We start from the raw sequence: 18,899 nt of genomic DNA, 5'->3' as shown, positions 1-18,899 counted from the left end.
AAAATAATTACTTTAAATACTCAGCATGAACGTCGAGTAATAACGAGCGCTAATAAAAACCCTAAAATTAGCATAATAGGTAAGAAAAACAAATTAACTATATTCAGTATTTATCAACGAACTAAATTTGGTGATAGTGATAGAGATGGTAACCCTTTAATATACTCATTAAAAGGTATCTATAATTATAAAATAACAAAAAATGAGCTATACAAATTCAAACCTTCCTTCTTAGCTATTTTAAATAAAATCAGATCTAAAATAATAGATAAAAATATTATATTTATCGTCATGCCGTCATCTACAGCAGTACCATACTTCTTAGCAAGAAGGATCTCTCGCCACTTCAGATCAAGTTTTTGCGATGATGTATTTATTAAATGCACTGTGGAAGAAGTAGTTAATAATTATTTTAATGAAGAAACAAATAAAAAAGAATCCCATATAAAACCAATAAAAAGAACATTATCTGAATTACAAAAATTACCACCTAATACTATTTTCACAATAAAAAAAATTCCAAATAAAATCAGGCACTACTTTTCCCCTTGGAAAATAAACCCAGATTTCGATATTAATAGATTAAATCATTATAATATTATTTTAATTGATGACTTACTCTCAACAGGAACAACATTAAATACAGCAACTATAGAATTAAATAGATCAGGATTAACATGTTCTACTGCAATCTGCCTTTTAAGTAATCTTTGAATTTGATCTCTTTTTAAGATTAATATATATTCCTTAGTTCTAGATAATATTTCTAGCTTAAGAGCCAACATACGCCCTTGGCTCTATAAATATGAAACATTTTGTAAAAAATGTGGGCTCGCGCAAGCACCATGATGATGGTCAAGCAATAAGAGCAAAGTAATCATCCGGAGAATGGCAGCGACATTCCCCAACATAAAAGTTGTATAATTAAAAAAAGCCACTTTATAGTGGCTTTTTTATCAACAATATAAACGTTATATATTATTTTTTACGATAGACTTTAACGTTCTCAAAACCTTGCTCACGTAAATAAAGCGCCTGTAAACGGCTCATCATTCCACGATCACAATAGAGTACATAGGTTTTTGCGTTATCTAAATCACCAAACTGAGTGCTTAGTTTATAGAAAGGTAGCTCTTTAACATCAATACCTTCTATCTTTAATGGTGAAGTCTCTTGCTCTTCTGGTGAGCGAATATCCAGAATAACGTCGTTAGCGCCGAATTCAGAGACCATTTCAACTTCAGTAACTTGCTGTACGGTTTCTTCTGCAATACGACGAATATCCATATTTTTAGCATTTTCAACAACGCTATCAAGAATAGAAAAATCAAACTTCTCTTCTTCTGCTTCGATCTTCGCTTTTACCGCTTTCACTGTTGGGCTTTTTGAAATCACACCACAGAATTCAGGCATTGTGCGAGCGAAATCTTCTGTACCAATTTGACGTGCGATATTGATAATGTTCTCTTTATCATGAGTGATAAGAGGACGTAAAATTAACGTGTCTGTCGCATTATCAATTAAACGTAAATTAGTTAAGGTTTGGCTAGAAACCTGCCCTAATGCTTCGCCAGTAACAATTGCTTGAACACCATAACGTTCTGCCACTCTTGATGCTGCACGTACCATCATACGTTTTAATACAACACCCATTTGACCATCATCGACTTTTTCTAAGATTTCTGCGACAACTGGCTCAAAATCAACAGCAACGAAATGCACTTTATGTGAACGACCAAAACGGTTCCATAAATAATGCGCAACTTGTTTAACGCCAATTTCGTGAGCAGAACCACCTAAGTTAAAGAAACAATAGTGAACTCGGCTACCACGACGCATTAACATATAGCTCGATACACCTGAGTCATAACCACCAGAGATCAGTGATAAAACATCTTCTTGTGTGCCAATTGGGAAACCGCCAATACCTTCATAACGCGCATTTACCAGAATAAGTTTGTCGTCTTCAATTTCCAAATTAATGGTGACATCTGGGCGGGTTAATTTCACTTTTGCGCTTTCAATGTGTTGGTTAAAACCACCACCAACATAACGCTCAACTTCATTTGAAGTAAAACTGTGTTTACCACGACGTTTGGCACGAACACAAAATGTTTTGTTTTCAACTAAATGCTTAAATGCTGCAAAAGTTTGCTCAAAAATATTGTGTAGATCAGTGTACGGATGCTCTTCTACTTGTAGAAAGTGATGAATACCAGGAATACGCGTTAATGCATCACATACCGCCTCACTTTTGCTTTCATCCTTACTGACAACAACAATGTTATCCCAATTGCGGACAACGGTGATTTCATCACCTAATGTATTAAGAACATTACGAATATTGCTAGTGAGGATCTTGATAAAACGTATACGAACTGATTGGCTTTTGATCGTAATTTCGGGGAATAATTTAATAATAAACTTCATAGTCAATGGTCATAGGTTATTAAGTAGAAACATAAACTACAGTGATGTAAATTGACTGGAGTTTATAAAAGTCACAAAGTATATCACCAATATTTAGGGCTCACCCGCAAAAATCATCGACTGAATAAGAAATTTTCTTCTCAATTGTAGTAAGATGATCGCTATTATTCAGCGCTAACATGCTTTATTATCAAAAATATTATGGCTAAGAAAACGACACCAATTAACGAAGACATCGCACAAGCACCAAGTTTCGAAGCATCTATGCAAGAACTTGAGCAAATCGTAAACCGTTTAGAATCCGGTGAACTCCCTTTAGAAGAAGCGCTTAATGAATTTGAACATGGCGTTCGTCTAGCCCGTGTTGGACAAAAAACATTACAAGACGCTGAACAGCGTGTTCGTATTCTTCTAAAAGAAGATGATAATGCAACTCCTGATGATTTTATCCAAGAGGCAGAATAATTGAGTAACGCAACTTCAAGTACGGATGCGTTCCGTCATAAATTAGATTCCGCCCACCAGCGTGTTGACGATGCATTAAACCAAGCGCTATCCGCTTTACCATTTACTGACATGCCTCTAGGTAAAGCCATGCATTATGGTGCCCTTTTAGGTGGAAAGCGCTTACGTCCTTTCCTTGTTTATGCAGTAGGTGAAATGTTTAAAATCCCTGCTCTTAACCTTGATGCACCAGCCGCTGCAGTAGAATGTATTCACGCTTATTCTCTTATTCATGATGATCTACCTGCGATGGATGATGATGATTTACGTCGTGGTAAACCTACATGTCATATTGAGTTTGGTGAAGCCAACGCAATTTTAGCGGGCGATGCATTACAAACACTTGCCTTTGAGATCTTAGCAAAAAATCCAATGCCTGATGTTGCAATGAGTGATCGGGTTGCAATGATTGCTGAATTAGCAACAGCCAGCGGGCTTGCTGGTATGTGTGGTGGTCAAGCTCTTGATCTTGAAGCCGAAGATAAATCCATTGATCTCGCATCTCTTGAAAAAATCCATTTACACAAGACAGGTGCATTAATTCGTGCGGCTGTTCGCTTAGGCGCATTTAGTGCTGGCTCAAAAGGTCACGATGTATTACCCGCATTAGATAAATATGCCCACTCTATTGGCCTTGCATTTCAGGTACAAGATGACATTTTAGATGTCATTGGCAGTACTGAAGAAACAGGAAAGCGTCAAGGTAGCGACCAAGAGTCAGGAAAAAGCACATATCCTGCACTTCTTGGGTTAGAGCAAGCTCAAAAGAAAGCACAGGAATTGTATAACGAAGCACTGGATGCCTTAGCGTTTCTTGAGCAATACGAGTACGATACGACCACGCTTAAACAATTAGCGAGTTTTATCGTCGAACGGAAAAACTAATAAAAAATAAAGAGAGCAGCTTACCTGTTCTTTCCCTATTACAAGTGATTAATTAATAGGCATCACATGAGCATTGATATCGAAAAATATCCCACATTGGCGTTGGTTGAAACACCAGAAGATTTGCGCCTATTACCAAAAGAGAGTTTACCTAAACTCTGTGATGAGCTAAGGCTATTTCTTCTTAACAGTGTCAGCCGCTCAAGTGGTCACTTCGCCTCAGGTTTAGGTGCTATTGAGTTAACGGTTGCTCTTCATTACGTCTATAAAACCCCTTTTGATAATCTTATTTGGGATGTGGGTCATCAAGCCTATCCCCATAAGATCTTAACAGGTCGCCGTGACCGCATTGATACTATCCGCCAAAAAAATGGGTTACACCCCTTCCCTTGGCGAGAAGAGAGTGAATACGACAAACTTTGTGTCGGTCACTCTTCAACCTCTATTAGTGCAGGTTTAGGTATGGCTGTTGCAGCTGAACAAGAAAAGCTGAACAGAAAAACAGTTTGTGTGATTGGTGATGGTGCAATTACTGCGGGTATGGCTTTTGAAGCAATGAACCACGCAGGTGATATTGAGCCAGATATGCTCGTTGTACTTAATGACAACGAGATGTCAATCTCCGAAAACGTTGGTGCATTGAATAATCATCTTGCACAATTGTTATCAGGCAAACTGTATACCACCTTACGTGAAGGTGGAAAAAAGGTCTTTTCTGGTATTCCACCGATTAAAGAATTACTGAAAAAGACAGAAGAACATATTAAAGGCATGGTTGTTCCCGGCACCATGTTTGAAGAATTGGGCTTTAATTATATCGGTCCAGTTGATGGTCATGATGTTATTGCGTTAGTGCAAACACTCGCTAATATGCGTGATCTAAAAGGTCCTCAACTCCTGCATATTATGACTAAGAAAGGTCGTGGATATGCACCTGCTGAACGTGATCCTATTAGCTGGCATGCTGTACCTAAGTTTGATCCACAAGCAGGTACATTACCTAAAAGCCCTAATGCACGACCTACATTTTCTAAAATTTTTGGTGACTGGTTATGTGAAGAAGCCTCAACCGATCCAAAACTCATGGCAATTACCCCTGCTATGCGTGAAGGCTCTGGTATGGTGCGTTTCTCAAAAGAATACCCATCACAATACTTTGATGTTGCGATCGCAGAACAACACGCCGTTACCTTTGCAGCAGGTTTAGCAATTGGTGGTTATAAGCCTATTGTTGCTATCTACTCAACATTCTTACAACGCGCTTACGATCAAGTGATCCACGATATTGCCATTCAAAAACTGCCTGTTTTATTTGCTATTGATCGTGGTGGTATTGTGGGAGCAGATGGTCAAACTCACCAAGGTGCTTTCGATCTCTCATTCTTACGCTGTATTCCTAATATGGTCATTATGGCACCAAGTGATGAAAATGAGTGTCGCCAAATGCTTCACACGGGTTATCACTATCAAGATGGCCCTGTTGCAGTACGTTACCCAAGAGGCTCTAGTGTTGGTGCGCAATTACAACCACTCAGTCCATTGCCTATGGGTAAAGGCATTATTCGTCGCCAAGGTAAAGGCATTGCTATTCTAAACTTTGGTACATTACTGCCTGAAGCGTTAGAAGTCGCTGAAAAACTTGATGCAACTGTGGCTGATATGCGTTTTATCAAACCTCTTGATAAATCCCTTATCCTTTCTCTGGCAGAGCAACATGATATGTTGGTAACGTTAGAAGAGAATGCGATTATGGGTGGCGCTGGCAGTGGTGTTAATGAATTACTGATGCAAGAACGTTGCTTAGTACCTGTCTTAAACTTAGGTATACCTGATCTATTTGTACCACAAGGTGGACAAGAAGAGATCAGAACTGACTTAGGTTTAGATGCAGACGGTATCGAAAAATCAATTAAAGCCTATCAAGCTAACTAATTGAATTAAAATGATTTAAAATAACCTCTCCTAATTAACTATAGGAGAGGTTAATGTATTTTCTAAGCTAAAATTTGTCTACTTTTATATACTGGTTCACGCTTTCACACCTCATATTTTCTTCAATTATAATCTTGTCCATCATCACATTTTTATGAAATTCACTGAAAATAACCACTTTCCTTATTGAATCCATTCAGCGTTAATTTATTCAATCAGTTATATTTTTCTTTCTTTTTGTTTGCCAACGAAACGTTTCGATCATGCTCACAATATGAATAAATCAAACTTGTTTTCCCGCCTTTCTTTTCTACTATGTAGACAGCGAAACGTTTCGCTGAGGAGGAAACATGAAAAAAGGTGTATTACTTAATAGTCCTATTTCGAGTGTAATTTCACGTTTAGGACACACTGACAAAATCACTATTGCAGATGCCGGATTACCTATTCCCTCCTCTGTTGAACGTATTGATCTTGCTCTCACTCAGGGTATTCCGGACTTTATGTCCGTGTTGCAAACAATCACTCATGAGATGCAAGTCGAGGCCGTGATGCTGGCGGAAGAAATTAAAACCATCAATCCCTCTCTTTTTAATGAAATCCTCTCTTATCTCTATTTATTAGAGCAAGAGCAGAAGAAGTCTATTCAAATAATGTATGTTTCACATGAAGCATTCAAAAAGCAACTTACTGAAAATAAAGCTGTTATTAGAACCGGTGAATGTACGCCTTATGCCAATATTGTGTTGTTTTCTGGTGTGACTTTTTGAGGACAATATGGAACCTTTACTTGAACTTAAAGATATTGATAAGTCATTCCCCGGTGTAAAAGCACTATCCGGCGCTACATTACGAATTTACCCTGGTCGAGTAATGGCTTTAGTCGGTGAAAATGGCGCAGGAAAATCAACACTGATGAAAGTACTCACTGGGATCTATAAAAAAGATGCTGGCGAAGTGATTTATCAAGGTGAAAGTTGTGCTTTTAATGGTCCCAAATCTTCTCAAGAAGCAGGAATAGGTATTATTCACCAAGAGCTTAACCTTATTCCTGAATTGACCATCGCAGAGAATATTTTCCTAGGTCGTGAATTTACGCGTGCTTTTGGCGCCATTGACTGGAAGAAAATGTATGCAGAAGCCGATAAGTTATTAGCCCGATTAAACCTTGCTTACAGCAGTCACCGTTTAGTGTCTGAATTATCGATTGGTGATCAGCAAATGGTAGAAATCGCCAAGGTGCTTAGTTTTGGTTCCAAAGTCATTATTATGGATGAACCAACAGACGCATTAACTGACACTGAAACTGAATCGCTATTTAGTGTTATTCGTGAACTAAGAGATCAAGGTTGCGGCATTGTTTATATCTCGCATCGTTTAAAAGAGATCTTTGAGATTTGCGATGACGTGACTGTACTGCGAGACGGTCAGTTTATTGGTGAAAAACCTGTCGCCTCATTAAAAGAAGACACTCTGATTGAAATGATGGTTGGTCGTAAGTTAGAAGACCAATACCCTCGTATTAATATCCCTCAAGGTAAAACCAAACTCAATGTCATTAACCTCAGCGGCGAAGATGTTCATGATGTCAGTTTCTCATTACATGAAAGCGAAATTCTTGGTATTTCAGGTTTAATGGGTGCGGGTCGTACTGAATTAATGAAAATTATCTACGGCGCATTACCCAAAACCAATGGCACCGTTGAGTTAGATGGTAAACCCTGCCAAATCAAAAAGCCGGCTGAAGGTTTAGAACAAGGCATTGTTTACATCTCTGAAGATAGAAAGCGTGATGGTTTAGTGCTCGGTATGTCGGTGAAAGAAAATATGTCTCTGACTGCACTACGCTATTTTAGCCGCGGTATGGGTGTGCTTAATCATAAAGAAGAGCAACTCACTGTTGGCGATTTTATTAAATTATTCAATATAAAAACCCCTTCAATGGATCAAACCATCGGTTTCTTATCAGGGGGAAATCAACAAAAAGTGGCTATCGCAAGAGGCCTAATGACTCGCCCTAAAGTACTTATTCTTGATGAACCCACTCGTGGCGTTGATGTGGGCGCTAAAAAAGAAATTTATCAGCTAATTAATAAATTTAAACAAGAAGGATTAAGCATCATCTTAATTTCTTCTGAAATGCCTGAGGTAATGGGAATGAGTGACCGTATTTTGGTTATGCATGAAGGTCGTATTAGTGGTGAGTTCTCCGCTCACAATGTCACACAAGAAATGCTAATGGCAGCGGCTGTTGGTAAACAATATGACGCTAAAGTAGGAGTTTGATATGAGCACGAATTCAATTCCAGCGTCAAAACGTTGGTTCTCAAAAGCTTGGCTATTAGAGCAAAAATCACTGATTGCTCTGCTTATCCTGATTGTCGTCGTTTCCACACTCAGTCCCAATTTTTTTACCTTAAATAATATTTTCAACATTCTCCAACAAACATCGGTTAATGCCATTATGGCGGTTGGGATGACGCTGGTTATTTTGACATCTGGCATCGACCTATCTGTTGGTTCATTGCTTGCATTAACTGGTGCTGTTGCTGCTTCTATGGTAGGTGCTGATGTTAATGCACTTGTTGCTGTTGTTGGAGCATTAGCGTTAGGTGCAGCCATTGGTGGTGTAACAGGGATTATCGTTGCTAAAGGTAAAGTTCAAGCCTTTATTGCTACGCTAGTCATGATGTTATTGCTGCGCGGTGTTACTCGTGTCTATACCGACGGTAGCCCAATTAATACCGGCTTTAGCGATAATGCTGATCTGTTTAGCTGGTTTGGTATTGGTCGCCCATTTGGTATTCCAACCCCAATCTGGCTGATGATGATTGTCTTTTTGAGCGCATGGTATTTATTACATCATACTCGTTTAGGCCGTTATATTTATGCGCTTGGCGGTAATGAATCAGCAACACGTTTATCCGGCATTAGCGTCGATAAAATCAAAATCATTGTTTATGCACTGTGTGGTTTATTAGCTGCCCTTGCCAGTGTCATTGAAGTTGCTCGCCTTTCATCAGCGCAACCAATGGCAGGTAATGGCTATGAGCTAGATGCTATTGCCGCCGTTGTTCTGGGTGGTACCAGTCTTGCAGGTGGTAAAGGTCGTATTATCGGTACATTAATTGGTGCACTTATTCTAGGTTTCTTAAATAACGCACTGAATTTATTAGGAATATCATCAAACTATCAAATGATAGTAAAAGCGGTGGTCATCTTACTTGCTGTTTTGGTAGATAACAAAAAATAACTCTCTATTCTCTTAATCCGAATCCCGACAGGAACTTATATTATGAAACTCAAAAAAATGGCGACACTTCTTTCTGTTGTTGCATTAAGCGCCACAATCAGCGCCAACGCATTTGCAAAAGAGTCGATCGCGCTTGTTATTTCAACACTTAACAACCCTTTCTTTGTCACCATGAAAGACAGTGCACAGAAAGAAGCTAACCGATTAGGCTACGATCTTGTTGTTCTAGATTCTATGGACAACCCAGCTAAAGAGCTTGCTAACGTGCAAGATCTGACAGTAAAAGGCACACGCTTAATGCTCATTAACCCGACAGACTCTGATGCTGTGGGTAACGCCGTTATTTTAGCTAATAAAGCCAAAATCCCTGTTATCACTTTAGACCGCGTTGCAAACAAAGGCGAAGTCGTCAGCCACGTTGCTTCAGATAACCGTCTTGGTGGTAAAATGGCGGGTGATTATATTGCAGAGAAAGTGGCTAGTGATGCCAAAGTTATCCAACTAGAGGGGATCACCGGAACATCTGCATCTCGTGAACGAGGTGAAGGCTTTAAACAAGCGGTTGATGCTCACAAACTGAATGTACTTGCCAGCCAACCTGCTGATTTTGACCGTACAAAAGGTCTTAACGTAATGCAAAATCTATTAACTGCTTATCCTGCGGTTCAAGCTGTTTTTGCACAAAATGATGAAATGGCATTAGGTGCATTACGTGCATTACAAACTGCCGGTCGTACCGATGTATTAGTGATTGGTTTCGATGGTACAGATGATGGGATCAAAGCGGTAAACCGTGGCATGTTAGGTGCAACCATTGCTCAACGCCCAGACCAAATTGGTATTATCGGTATTCAAACCGCAGATAAAATTCTCAAAGGCGAAAAAGTGGATGCAACAATCCCTGTCGAACTTGAGTTAGTTATTAAAAAATAACAACAATAAATACCACGGAGTAATATTGCTCCGTGGTAGCTTTAATCATTAAACACGTTTTCACAAGGATAAAGGCTATGACAACACCTCGCCTTGCTGTTCTAGGTAGCATTAATGTTGACCACATTATGAATATTTCACAATTTCCAAAACCTGGTGAAACCATTATTGGTCATCAATACAAAATAGCCTTTGGTGGTAAAGGTGCAAATCAGGCAGTTGCTTGTGGTCGCAGTGGTGCCGATATAACCTTTATTGCTTGTGTCGGTGATGATGCGATTGGTAGTGAGATAATTTCACAGCTTAAAACAGATAATATTCATATTGATGCAATTAGTATTATTCCGCAAACACCAACAGGTGTGGCGATGATACTTGTTAATGAACAAGGTGAAAACGTAATTAGTATTGTTGCAGGTGCTAATGGCGCACTAACACCTACTCATTTTCAGCAATATCATCATGTTGTTGAGCATGCTGATGCCTTGCTGATGCAATTAGAATCACCATTAGAGACTGTTTTTGAAGCCGCAAAACTAGCAAAATCACACCAAACTAAAGTCATTTTAAACCCAGCACCAGCACAACCTTTATCTGATGAATTTCTGAGTTTTATTGATGTTATCACTCCAAATGAGACGGAAGCCGAAATATTAACAGGCGTTTCTGTGCATGATGAAGCGGGTGCTGCAAAAGCTGCCGAAATTTTACATCAAAAAGGTATCAAACAAGTGCTTATCACTTTGGGTAGCCGTGGTGTATGGTTTAGTGAACAAGGGAAAGGCATGATAATTCCTGGATTTCGCGTCGATGCTGTTGATACCATTGCCGCAGGTGATACATTTAACGGTGCATTTGTCACTGCAATATTAGAAGGGAAACCTTCCGTTGAGGCTATCCGTTTTGCTCACGCAGCAGCTGCCATTGCAGTTACACGTCATGGTGCGCAATCATCTGTTCCTTGGCGTCATGAAATCGAATCATTTTTAGCAGAGCGAGCATAGTACTTTGGCAACAATGAAAGATGTCGCCCGTTTGGCGGGCGTTTCGACATCAACTGTTTCTCACGTTATCAATAACAATCGTTATGTTAGCGAAGGTATTCGTAAAAAGGTTAACGATGCTATCGAAACCTTAAATTACGCGCCTTCTGCTTTAGCGCGCAGTTTAAAAATGAACTGTACTCACACTATTGGTATGTTAGTGACAGCCAGTAGCAACCCTTTCTATGCAGAAGTTGTACGTGGTGTTGAACGCAGTTGCTACGAAAAAGGCTATAGCCTAATTTTATGTAATACCGAAGGGGATTACGAACGTATGGATAGTAGCCTTGAAACGTTGCTACAAAAACGTGTCGATGGCTTATTATTGATGTCAACAGAAGCCCGAGCGCCCTCTCATGAAGTGCTAAATCGTTATCCTCGTTTGCCTATGGTCATGATGGATTGGTCTCCGTTTGAATACGGCGGAGATATTATTCAAGATAACTCCCTGCTTGGGGGAGAAATCGCCACCAATTATCTGATTGAAAAAGGCTTTACTGAAATTGCATGTATTGCAGGTCCACAAGATAAACTCCCAGCAAAACATCGTTTGCAAGGCTATTACAATGCAATGCAAAAAGCAGGACTCTCTATTCGAGAAGAGTTTGTGTTAACAAGTGATTTTGAATTTGCCGGTGGGTTTAGCGCAATGCAAAAATTACTCTCACATTCTCTCTTACCACAAGCGGTTTTTACCTGTAATGACGCAATGGCTGTTGGTGCTTATCAAGCTATTTATCAAAAAGGTTTGCGCGTACCTGATGATATTTCAGTCATGGGTTATGACGATATCGATCTCGCCTCTTATATGATCCCTCCTCTTTCTACCATTCACCAACCTAAAGATGAATTGGGTAAACTTGCTGTCAGCCAATTATTACATCGTATGGAAAATATCGACGCTGATGACAATGTTTTGGTTCTTACCCCCAAACTTATAGAGCGTGGTTCGGTGAGTAAATTTGTAAAATCATAATAAGAAGATTAACACTATTATTGATGATGCTCTCTTTTAAGATGAGGGCATTTATTTTTAGTTACATTTATTAAATTATTGTTTTAATATCAAGAAATTACAAAAATTTCAAAACTACATTTATTTATCTTTATTTTCTATTTAACTCTCTATATTTAGCCTACTTTTCCTCACTCTTTACGTCATAACCTGTGAAAGATGCAAATTTCCATCAAATCCATTATACTATTGCCCTTTCGCATTATCAGAGGCAGTACCATTTAGGGGATTGCTTAGAACTTTCACTCTTAAATGATAATGTGTCCTTTAATTTATGGGGCAAGTGTTATCCTCATTGTGACGATTAATCACTTCCCATTTTGATAAAATTTGAGAGTATTATTATGTCATTACCTTCTTGTCCTAAGTGCAATTCTGAATACACCTATGAAGATGGTGCAATGTATGTTTGCCCAGAATGCGCACATGAGTGGAACGATGCAGAACCAACTGTTGATAGCGATGAGTTAGTGGTTAAAGATGCTAACGGTAATTTATTAGCTGATGGCGATTCAGTGACTGTGATTAAAGATCTCAAAGTCAAAGGTAGCTCAACCATGCTGAAAATTGGTACTAAAGTAAAAGGTATCCGTTTAGTGGAAGGCGACCATAATATTGATTGTAAAATTGATGGCTTTGGACCGATGAAATTGAAATCTGAATTTGTGAAAAAGAACTAAGATAATAGATTATTAATAATCTTTTTAAATATAAATTTAGATATTATCAAGATCATCAAAGGCGCTAATAAAGCGCCTTTTAAATATATTTAAGTATTTAAGTATTTAAGTATTTAAGTATTTAAGTATTTAAGTATTTAAGTATTTAAGTATTTAAGTATTTAAGTATTTAAGTATTTAAGTATTTAAGTATTTAAGTATTTAAGTATAAAATATATTTTCACTTTTATCCTTTATCAATATAGAATCATTCAATTCTTTTTAAATTAAATCATACCATTATAAGTAATGACTACGATTATTTCTCAAAATTTAACATTTGTAGCAGCAGATAGACTATGGACTGATTGTGATGATAACCCTGCTCCTGCGCCTTTTAAAAAATTTTATGTTCTTGATGATAGCATCATATTCTATTCTGGTTATATAAATGCAATATTAGCTATATTGGCATTTTATATTGGAGATAATATAGGAATAGATGAAGAATATGCTACGCTAATAGGTATTCTTTCAAATATGGATGAGGATATTTGTGAGTTTATTGAAGTAGATAGAAAAAATGGAGAAGTTGTTTATTTTCAAGGTGCGACTACAACGAAAAACCATAATTATATCTTTTATGGTGCTGGATCTGGTTCTGAATATGCAATCGAGTGCTATATAAATAATATTCAAATAATTACTATTAATGGTCAATATTATGATTTCATCAAATACGGTGATCACTTTATTAAAATAAGCATGAATTCAGCCTCTATAAAAGATCGTTGTTCCGGTGGAGGATTTGATTATATTAAGTGGCTAGAAAAAGATCTTATCGTTGATAAACTAAATTGGTTGGATACAGAAACAATAGAGCAATATAATAAAAAGATCCTCCATTTAATTAAAGAAAACTGTGGTAATAAAGAAGAACTAAGTGAATTAATACTAATGATGGATAATGAATGGGAAAAAGATAAAGAGGAACTAGAACGAGAAATCAAATCGGTTGACACCGCATTTACTCATGAGCATAATTTGACCAATATTCTGCAAACAAAAGGAGGCTCTCGCATGAATAATTCAGTTAAACCCAAAACGAGAGTTGCAGTGAAAACGTCAGGTACAAACAAAGGCGTTGTACTAGATATAGCATCCATAAAAGAACGTATTGCTAAACGCAAAGCTGAAAGAACCTAACAACCTCTTCAAAATATTCTTAAAGGCGCTAATAAAGCGCCTTTAAATTAAAGTAAGGTTACTCGTTAGACTCACTAAAATGATCAAACCCTTTTAGATTAGGGTAAACATCTTTGCCATCACGTAAATAACGAATGCCTTCAGCAATCGGCATAATTTGCCCTATACAATGAAAATCTGCCCCAGTATGCGCTAATGCAATCTCTAAAGCACCACGATTGATTTCAGGTACCGTAAAGCATAACTCATAATCTTCACCACCACTTAATGCCCAAATCTCTGCTTGTTCTTCGTTCACTTCCGCTTTCATCGCTGGCGAGTATGGTAATGCATCTAAATTTAAGCGAGCACCACAACCACTGGCTGTGAGAATATGGTTCAAGTCTGAAATAAGTCCATCAGAAATATCAATCGCAGATGTCGCTAAATGGCGTAATGCTTGACCTTGTAGTAAACGAGGCTGCGGGCGCAAATGCCGTGCGACAAAATAATCACTATGTTCTTTTTCTGTCGGCTGTAATCTATTTTGTAATACAGCAAGCCCTGCTGCGCTATCGCCTAAGAAACCCGTAACATAGATCCAATCACCAATTTTAGCACCAGAACGAAGTAATGCAGTTCCTTGTGGAACAAGCCCCTGTATTGTGATTGTTAAACTTAAAGGGCCACGAGTAGTATCACCACCAATTAACTGGATTGCATAGTAATCAGCTAGCGCAAAGAAAGAACGGCTAAATGCCTCAAGCCATTCACTGTTTGTATCCGGTAGTGTTAAAGCTAATGAAGCCCAAGAAGGATCTGCGCCAACGGCAGCTAAGTCACTAATATTTACAGCGAGTGCTTTATAGGCTAAATCTTCAGGTGAGATAGAAGGAAGGAAGTGAATGCCACTCACTAAAGTATCGGTACTAATAGCGACTTGTTGCTTTTCAGGTACTGTCAATATTGCGCAGTCATCCCCAATTCCTGTATTCACATCTTTTCGTTTTACAGGTTGTGAAGTGAAATATTGCTTAATAAGGGAGAATTCACCACAAGGCATTATCTATTTCCTATTGAGCTATGCATACTAGACTAGCTTTATTAAACAAAAGGCCGGAAATACCGGCCTTGAATTATTTACCATAGAGGAAACGTGAAAAACGTTATTTTTTACGTACAGTTGGTGCAGCTTTATCAAGCACGCCATTAACAAATTTATGGCTATCGTCAGCACCAAATACCTTAGCCAGTTCAATCGCTTCGTTAATCGCAACTTTGTAAGGAACATCTTCACGGAAGCTAAGTTCAAACATTGCTAAACGTAAAATTGCTTTTTCAACTTGACCTAATTCTTCAAGTTGGCGGGATAAATAAGGTTCCATTGCCTTATCTAAACGTGTTGCATTAATGGCAACACCCACTAAAAGCTCACGAAAATAAGCAATATCTACACCTTGGGTATCCTGCTCGGATAAAAACTCCAATTCCACATCCGCGATGTCATTTCCGGATAATTGCCATGAGTAGATAGCTTGAACAGCACACTCACGAGCACGACGACGAGCAGCAGGTTTCACAAAATTCCCCTTAAGTTAAAACAGATGATTAGCCTTTTATGGCTTTAAGTACATTGATCATTTCAAGTGCTGTCATTGCCGCTTCAGCACCTTTGTTGCCCGCTTTAGTTCCAGCGCGTTCAATAGCCTGTTCAATGCTTTCAGTTGTTAATACACCAAAAGTCACAGGGATCTCGCTTTGCATTGCAACTTGAGATAGACCAGAACTACATTCGCCAGCAACGTATTCAAAATGTGCGGTTCCACCACGGATAACAGTACCTAATGCGATAACTGCATCGTATTTGTCGCTTTCTGCTAATGCTTTAACAGTTAATGGCAACTCATAAGCGCCAGGAACCCAAACAACAGTAATATTTTCAGAGGAAACTTGTCCAATGCGTTCTAATGCATCAACCGCACCATCTAATAGGTTGTCGTTGATGAAGTTATTAAAACGGGCAATTGCAATTGCTACGCGTGCATTTGGCGCCGCGACAACACCTTTGATTACGTTCATAGGTTACCTTTTTCTCCTATCCGCGGGGCGCGGATTTTATCATATTCTTTCCTTTACTGCGCTCTGTTTTATTATTACACAGCAAAGGAGCCAAAAACCCTTGATAAATCAAGGCATTTAGTTGGCTGATAACGATGTCGTAACGACAGGAAATAACACACACGGCGCTATTTTACTACAAATAGCGCCGTAGACACACTTATTTGCGTCTATTAATAACGAGGTTTTAAACAAACTCTGATGTCAGAGCCAATTTGTTGGAGAGAATCTACTGTAAATTCAGGTGCTTCGGATAATGATGAAAGTGGAGAAAGTGCAAATAATCCTCGTGCATCATTCCCTAAAATTTTAGGCGCAATATAAATAATAAGCTCATCAACAAGCCCCGCCTCTAATAATGCACCAGCAAAATGAGCGCCACTTTCAACCCATACGCTATTGATATTGCGTTTACCCAATTGCATCATTAATAAAACTAAATCCACACCACTATTTTTGCCATTCGTTGGTAACAGGATTTCTGATACATTGCCTTGCCAGTCGCTTGGCTGTAATTTTGTACGTGCCAACCAGCATTCGCCTTCAATTTGAGTGATTTTATGATTTTCAGTCACTCTATTTTGGCTATCAGTAACAATACGAATAGGCTGGCGTAACGTTTCTTCTGGATAAAGCGCTTTAATTTCATCTGACAGCTCATCCCAACGAACATTCATAGAAGGGTTGTCAGCAAGCACTGTTGCACTTGTTGTTAAAATAGCGCTAGCTTGAGCTCGGAAATTTTGTACATCTCGACGAGATGCTTTAGACGTTATCCATTGGCTTTCACCAGATGCTAATGCTGTTTTACCATCTAAAGATGCACCTAATTTTAGCTGGATATAAGGGAAGCCAGTTCTCATTCGTTTAAAAAAGCCAACGTTAAGCTTTTCAGCTTCTTGCATTAAAACACCGTGTGAAACATCAATTCCGGCTGATAATAATTTGTGTAACCCTCGTCCTGCAACTTGAGGATTAGGATCTTGCATCGCAGCAACAACACGTTTTACACCTGCATTAATCAAGGCATCAGCACAAGGTGGCGTTTTACCAAAGTGACTACAAGGCTCAAGTGTGACATAAGCTGTCGCCCCTTTTGCTTTATCTCCTGCCATTTTTAATGCATTGACTTCAGCATGAGGACCGCCTGCGTGATGGTGATAACCTTCACCGATAATCTCACCCTCTTTTACAATAACACACCCCACATTAGGATTCGGTGATGTAGTAAAGCGACCTAATGCGGCAAGCTCAATGGCTCGACGCATATAGTGTTCATCATGCAGGCTTTCATTTTCACTTGGATTGTTGCTGTTGTTATTTGTCATAATAATTACATATAATTTTATTATTTATCGTTATTTATCAAATCATTAAATAAATCACAGTATTAATATACTAATCTTGTAATTTTGCGATTTCTTCACCAAAATCGCGGATATCTTCAAAACTACGATAAACCGAAGCAAAGCGAATATAAGCCACTTTATCGAGTTTCTTTAGTTGTTCCATAACAAAATTGCCAATTTCTTTTGAAGGTATTTCTCTTTCACCCGTCGCTCTTAGTTGTGATTTGATATGGCTTATCGCAGCTTCAACATCATCTGAACTAACCGGACGTTTTTCTAATGCTTTAAGCATACCTCGACGAAGTTTCTCTTCATCAAAAGGCTCACGTATTTCATCACTTTTCACAACACGAGGCATCACTAGCTCTGCAACTTCAAAGGTAGTAAAACGTTCATGACAAACAAGACATTGGCGACGACGGCGCACTTGTGAACCATCACCAACAAGTCTGGAATCAATTACCTTGGTATCTACGGCTCCACAAAATGGGCAATGCATAGTTATTCCTACTTTTGACAATACTCATAAACAGTGTACCTGTTCAGTGAACAAAAAACACCCTGTCAGTATACACTGGCAGGGTGTTTGCGATGTTTTATCAGAAAAACGCTCTATTATGGTAAGAGTGTTGTCTGATCGGCACCCTCTTTTTCCACTTTTTGTACAATCAAGTGTTCACGTTTCATTCCCATTTTCAGTGCTAATGCAGAAGCCACATAAATAGAAGAAATAGTACCGATTGAAACACCGATTAACATAACTAAAGAGAAGCCTTGAAGCATTGAGCCACCAAAGATATACAGCATTAATACAACCAGTAATGTTGTTGCTGATGTCATGATGGTACGGCTTAATGTCTGAGTCAGAGAAACGTTCATAATTTCATATGATGTTCCTCGACGAATTTTACGGAAGTTCTCACGAATACGGTCTGATACAACAATACTATCGTTCAGTGAGTAACCGATAACAGACATCAATGACGCCACAATGGTTAAGTCAACTTCTATGTGGAACAGTGAAAGAACACCCAGTGTTATCACAACGTCATGCGCAAGCGCAATAACCGCACCTAACGCCAAACGCCATTCAAAACGGAATCCAACATAGATAAGAATACAGATAAGTGCAGATAATAACGCCATAGCACCTGTTTGAGCCAATTCACTACCCACACTTGGCCCAACAAATTCAATACGTTTTACCACGGCATCGTTATCAACTTCAGCATTAATAACATCGATAACTTTCTTACCTAATTCTTGACCTGCCTGTCCTTCAACAGGAGGCATACGCACCATAATATCGCGGCTGCTACCAAAGTTTTGTAACAGAGGATCTTTAAAGCCCGCTGCATCTAGGCTATCACGCATTTTATCAAGGTCGGCTGGTTGACTGAGATTGATCTCAATTACTGTACCACCTGTAAAATCCAGTCCCCAGTTAAATCCTTTCACGGAAATGATAGCAATTGATGCTATCAAAAGCAGAAACGAAATACTAAAGGCGACGTTGTCCCAACGCATAAAGTCAATGACTCTACGACCATGGTTTAATTGTTCAACAGTATAATCCTGTGCCACAACGTGCTC

19 protein-coding genes are annotated in these 18,899 nt (G+C 38.7%); 12 read left to right on the top strand and 7 right to left on the bottom strand.

The window, feature by feature from the left end; translation table 11 throughout:
- Positions 1-291: 291 nt before the first annotated feature.
- Entirely contained in the window at positions 292-714 is a 423-nt protein-coding gene (locus D7029_RS03550) for a phosphoribosyltransferase (protein WP_194951860.1), read from the top strand.
- Between the two features lie 264 nt (positions 715-978).
- Here the strand turns inward: D7029_RS03550 and thiI are convergent, their stop codons facing one another.
- On the bottom strand, positions 979-2,430 hold the full coding sequence (gene thiI, locus D7029_RS03545) for a tRNA uracil 4-sulfurtransferase ThiI (protein WP_194951859.1): 1,452 nt from the start codon (positions 2,428-2,430) through the stop codon (positions 979-981).
- Between the two features lie 201 nt (positions 2,431-2,631).
- On the opposite strand from thiI, the gene xseB reads away from it, so the two are divergent.
- The 11 genes from xseB (at position 2,632) to D7029_RS03490 (ending at position 13,860) form a co-directional block, all read left to right on the top strand.
- The gene (xseB, locus tag D7029_RS03540; protein ID WP_023580876.1) at positions 2,632-2,895 is read left to right on the top strand and encodes an exodeoxyribonuclease VII small subunit; all 264 of its coding nucleotides are present in this window, start codon (positions 2,632-2,634) and stop codon (positions 2,893-2,895) included.
- Entirely contained in the window at positions 2,896-3,819 is a 924-nt protein-coding gene (gene ispA, locus D7029_RS03535; protein WP_088493693.1) for a (2E,6E)-farnesyl diphosphate synthase, read from the top strand.
- A gap of 66 nt (positions 3,820-3,885) precedes the next feature.
- On the top strand, positions 3,886-5,751 hold the full coding sequence (gene dxs / locus D7029_RS03530; protein ID WP_194951858.1) for a 1-deoxy-D-xylulose-5-phosphate synthase: 1,866 nt from the start codon (positions 3,886-3,888) through the stop codon (positions 5,749-5,751).
- A 350-nt stretch (positions 5,752-6,101) separates the two neighbouring features.
- The gene (gene rbsD, locus D7029_RS03525; RefSeq protein ID WP_088493695.1) at positions 6,102-6,521 is read left to right on the top strand and encodes a D-ribose pyranase; all 420 of its coding nucleotides are present in this window, start codon (positions 6,102-6,104) and stop codon (positions 6,519-6,521) included.
- A gap of 7 nt (positions 6,522-6,528) precedes the next feature.
- The gene (rbsA, locus tag D7029_RS03520) at positions 6,529-8,037 is read left to right on the top strand and encodes a ribose ABC transporter ATP-binding protein RbsA (RefSeq protein ID WP_088493696.1); all 1,509 of its coding nucleotides are present in this window, start codon (positions 6,529-6,531) and stop codon (positions 8,035-8,037) included.
- A gap of 1 nt (position 8,038) precedes the next feature.
- A complete protein-coding gene (gene rbsC, locus D7029_RS03515) occupies positions 8,039-9,004 on the top strand; it encodes a ribose ABC transporter permease (RefSeq protein ID WP_088493697.1) in 966 nt (321 codons plus the stop codon).
- A 42-nt stretch (positions 9,005-9,046) separates the two neighbouring features.
- Complete coding sequence (gene rbsB / locus D7029_RS03510) at positions 9,047-9,937, top strand: ribose ABC transporter substrate-binding protein RbsB (protein WP_088493698.1); 891 nt, start codon at positions 9,047-9,049, stop codon at positions 9,935-9,937.
- Between the two features lie 77 nt (positions 9,938-10,014).
- Entirely contained in the window at positions 10,015-10,941 is a 927-nt protein-coding gene (gene rbsK / locus D7029_RS03505; protein ID WP_109401312.1) for a ribokinase, read from the top strand.
- Between the two features lie 4 nt (positions 10,942-10,945).
- Positions 10,946-11,956, top strand: coding sequence for a ribose operon transcriptional repressor RbsR (gene rbsR, locus D7029_RS03500; protein WP_194951857.1), 1,011 nt, complete (start codon positions 10,946-10,948; stop codon positions 11,954-11,956).
- Between the two features lie 383 nt (positions 11,957-12,339).
- The gene (locus tag D7029_RS03495; protein ID WP_109850291.1) at positions 12,340-12,675 is read left to right on the top strand and encodes a zinc ribbon domain-containing protein YjdM; all 336 of its coding nucleotides are present in this window, start codon (positions 12,340-12,342) and stop codon (positions 12,673-12,675) included.
- A 288-nt stretch (positions 12,676-12,963) separates the two neighbouring features.
- A complete protein-coding gene (locus D7029_RS03490) occupies positions 12,964-13,860 on the top strand; it encodes a hypothetical protein (protein ID WP_194951856.1) in 897 nt (298 codons plus the stop codon).
- A gap of 58 nt (positions 13,861-13,918) precedes the next feature.
- Here the strand turns inward: D7029_RS03490 and thiL are convergent, their stop codons facing one another.
- From thiL to secF, 6 genes are all read right to left on the bottom strand, one after another.
- Complete coding sequence (gene thiL, locus D7029_RS03485; RefSeq protein ID WP_194951855.1) at positions 13,919-14,902, bottom strand: thiamine-phosphate kinase; 984 nt, start codon at positions 14,900-14,902, stop codon at positions 13,919-13,921.
- 103 nt (positions 14,903-15,005) lie between these two features.
- Complete coding sequence (gene nusB / locus D7029_RS03480) at positions 15,006-15,419, bottom strand: transcription antitermination factor NusB (protein WP_006535124.1); 414 nt, start codon at positions 15,417-15,419, stop codon at positions 15,006-15,008.
- 28 nt (positions 15,420-15,447) lie between these two features.
- Positions 15,448-15,918: a 6,7-dimethyl-8-ribityllumazine synthase gene (ribE, locus tag D7029_RS03475; protein ID WP_069368597.1), complete on the bottom strand. Its 471-nt coding sequence runs from the start codon at positions 15,916-15,918 to the stop codon at positions 15,448-15,450.
- A gap of 212 nt (positions 15,919-16,130) precedes the next feature.
- A complete protein-coding gene (gene ribD / locus D7029_RS03470; protein WP_194951854.1) occupies positions 16,131-17,285 on the bottom strand; it encodes a bifunctional diaminohydroxyphosphoribosylaminopyrimidine deaminase/5-amino-6-(5-phosphoribosylamino)uracil reductase RibD in 1,155 nt (384 codons plus the stop codon).
- Positions 17,286-17,355: 70 nt separating this feature from the next.
- On the bottom strand, positions 17,356-17,805 hold the full coding sequence (gene nrdR, locus D7029_RS03465; protein ID WP_006535128.1) for a transcriptional regulator NrdR: 450 nt from the start codon (positions 17,803-17,805) through the stop codon (positions 17,356-17,358).
- Positions 17,806-17,921: 116 nt separating this feature from the next.
- Positions 17,922-18,890: a protein translocase subunit SecF gene (gene secF / locus D7029_RS03460; RefSeq protein WP_194951853.1), complete on the bottom strand. Its 969-nt coding sequence runs from the start codon at positions 18,888-18,890 to the stop codon at positions 17,922-17,924.
- Positions 18,891-18,899 lie beyond the last annotated feature (9 nt).

This window comes from Proteus vulgaris (genome assembly GCF_016647575.1).
GTDB classification, from domain to species: domain Bacteria; phylum Pseudomonadota; class Gammaproteobacteria; order Enterobacterales; family Enterobacteriaceae; genus Proteus; species Proteus mirabilis_B.
The sequence above is the reverse complement of the archived record's forward strand: the minus strand, read 5'-3'. Positions and strand labels throughout refer to the sequence as shown.

Excerpts from the sequence above, each read along its gene's own strand:
- dxs (WP_194951858.1), top strand. The coding sequence starts at position 3,886 with ATGAGCATTGATATCGAAAAATATCCCACATTGGCGTTGGTTGAAACA.
- rbsK (WP_109401312.1), top strand. The coding sequence starts at position 10,015 with ATGACAACACCTCGCCTTGCTGTTCTAGGTAGCATTAATGTTGACCAC.
- ribE (WP_069368597.1), bottom strand. The coding sequence starts at position 15,918 with ATGAACGTAATCAAAGGTGTTGTCGCGGCGCCAAATGCACGCGTAGCA.
- thiI (WP_194951859.1), bottom strand. The coding sequence starts at position 2,430 with ATGAAGTTTATTATTAAATTATTCCCCGAAATTACGATCAAAAGCCAA.
- D7029_RS03495 (WP_109850291.1), top strand. The coding sequence starts at position 12,340 with ATGTCATTACCTTCTTGTCCTAAGTGCAATTCTGAATACACCTATGAA.
- rbsB (WP_088493698.1), top strand. The coding sequence starts at position 9,047 with ATGAAACTCAAAAAAATGGCGACACTTCTTTCTGTTGTTGCATTAAGC.
- rbsD (WP_088493695.1), top strand. The coding sequence starts at position 6,102 with ATGAAAAAAGGTGTATTACTTAATAGTCCTATTTCGAGTGTAATTTCA.
- rbsA (WP_088493696.1), top strand. The coding sequence starts at position 6,529 with ATGGAACCTTTACTTGAACTTAAAGATATTGATAAGTCATTCCCCGGT.
- thiL (WP_194951855.1), bottom strand. The coding sequence starts at position 14,902 with ATGCCTTGTGGTGAATTCTCCCTTATTAAGCAATATTTCACTTCACAA.
- rbsC (WP_088493697.1), top strand. The coding sequence starts at position 8,039 with ATGAGCACGAATTCAATTCCAGCGTCAAAACGTTGGTTCTCAAAAGCT.
- D7029_RS03550 (WP_194951860.1), top strand. The coding sequence starts at position 292 with ATGCCGTCATCTACAGCAGTACCATACTTCTTAGCAAGAAGGATCTCT.
- xseB (WP_023580876.1), top strand. The coding sequence starts at position 2,632 with ATGGCTAAGAAAACGACACCAATTAACGAAGACATCGCACAAGCACCA.
- D7029_RS03490 (WP_194951856.1), top strand. The coding sequence starts at position 12,964 with ATGACTACGATTATTTCTCAAAATTTAACATTTGTAGCAGCAGATAGA.
- ribD (WP_194951854.1), bottom strand. The coding sequence starts at position 17,285 with ATGACAAATAACAACAGCAACAATCCAAGTGAAAATGAAAGCCTGCAT.
- nrdR (WP_006535128.1), bottom strand. The coding sequence starts at position 17,805 with ATGCATTGCCCATTTTGTGGAGCCGTAGATACCAAGGTAATTGATTCC.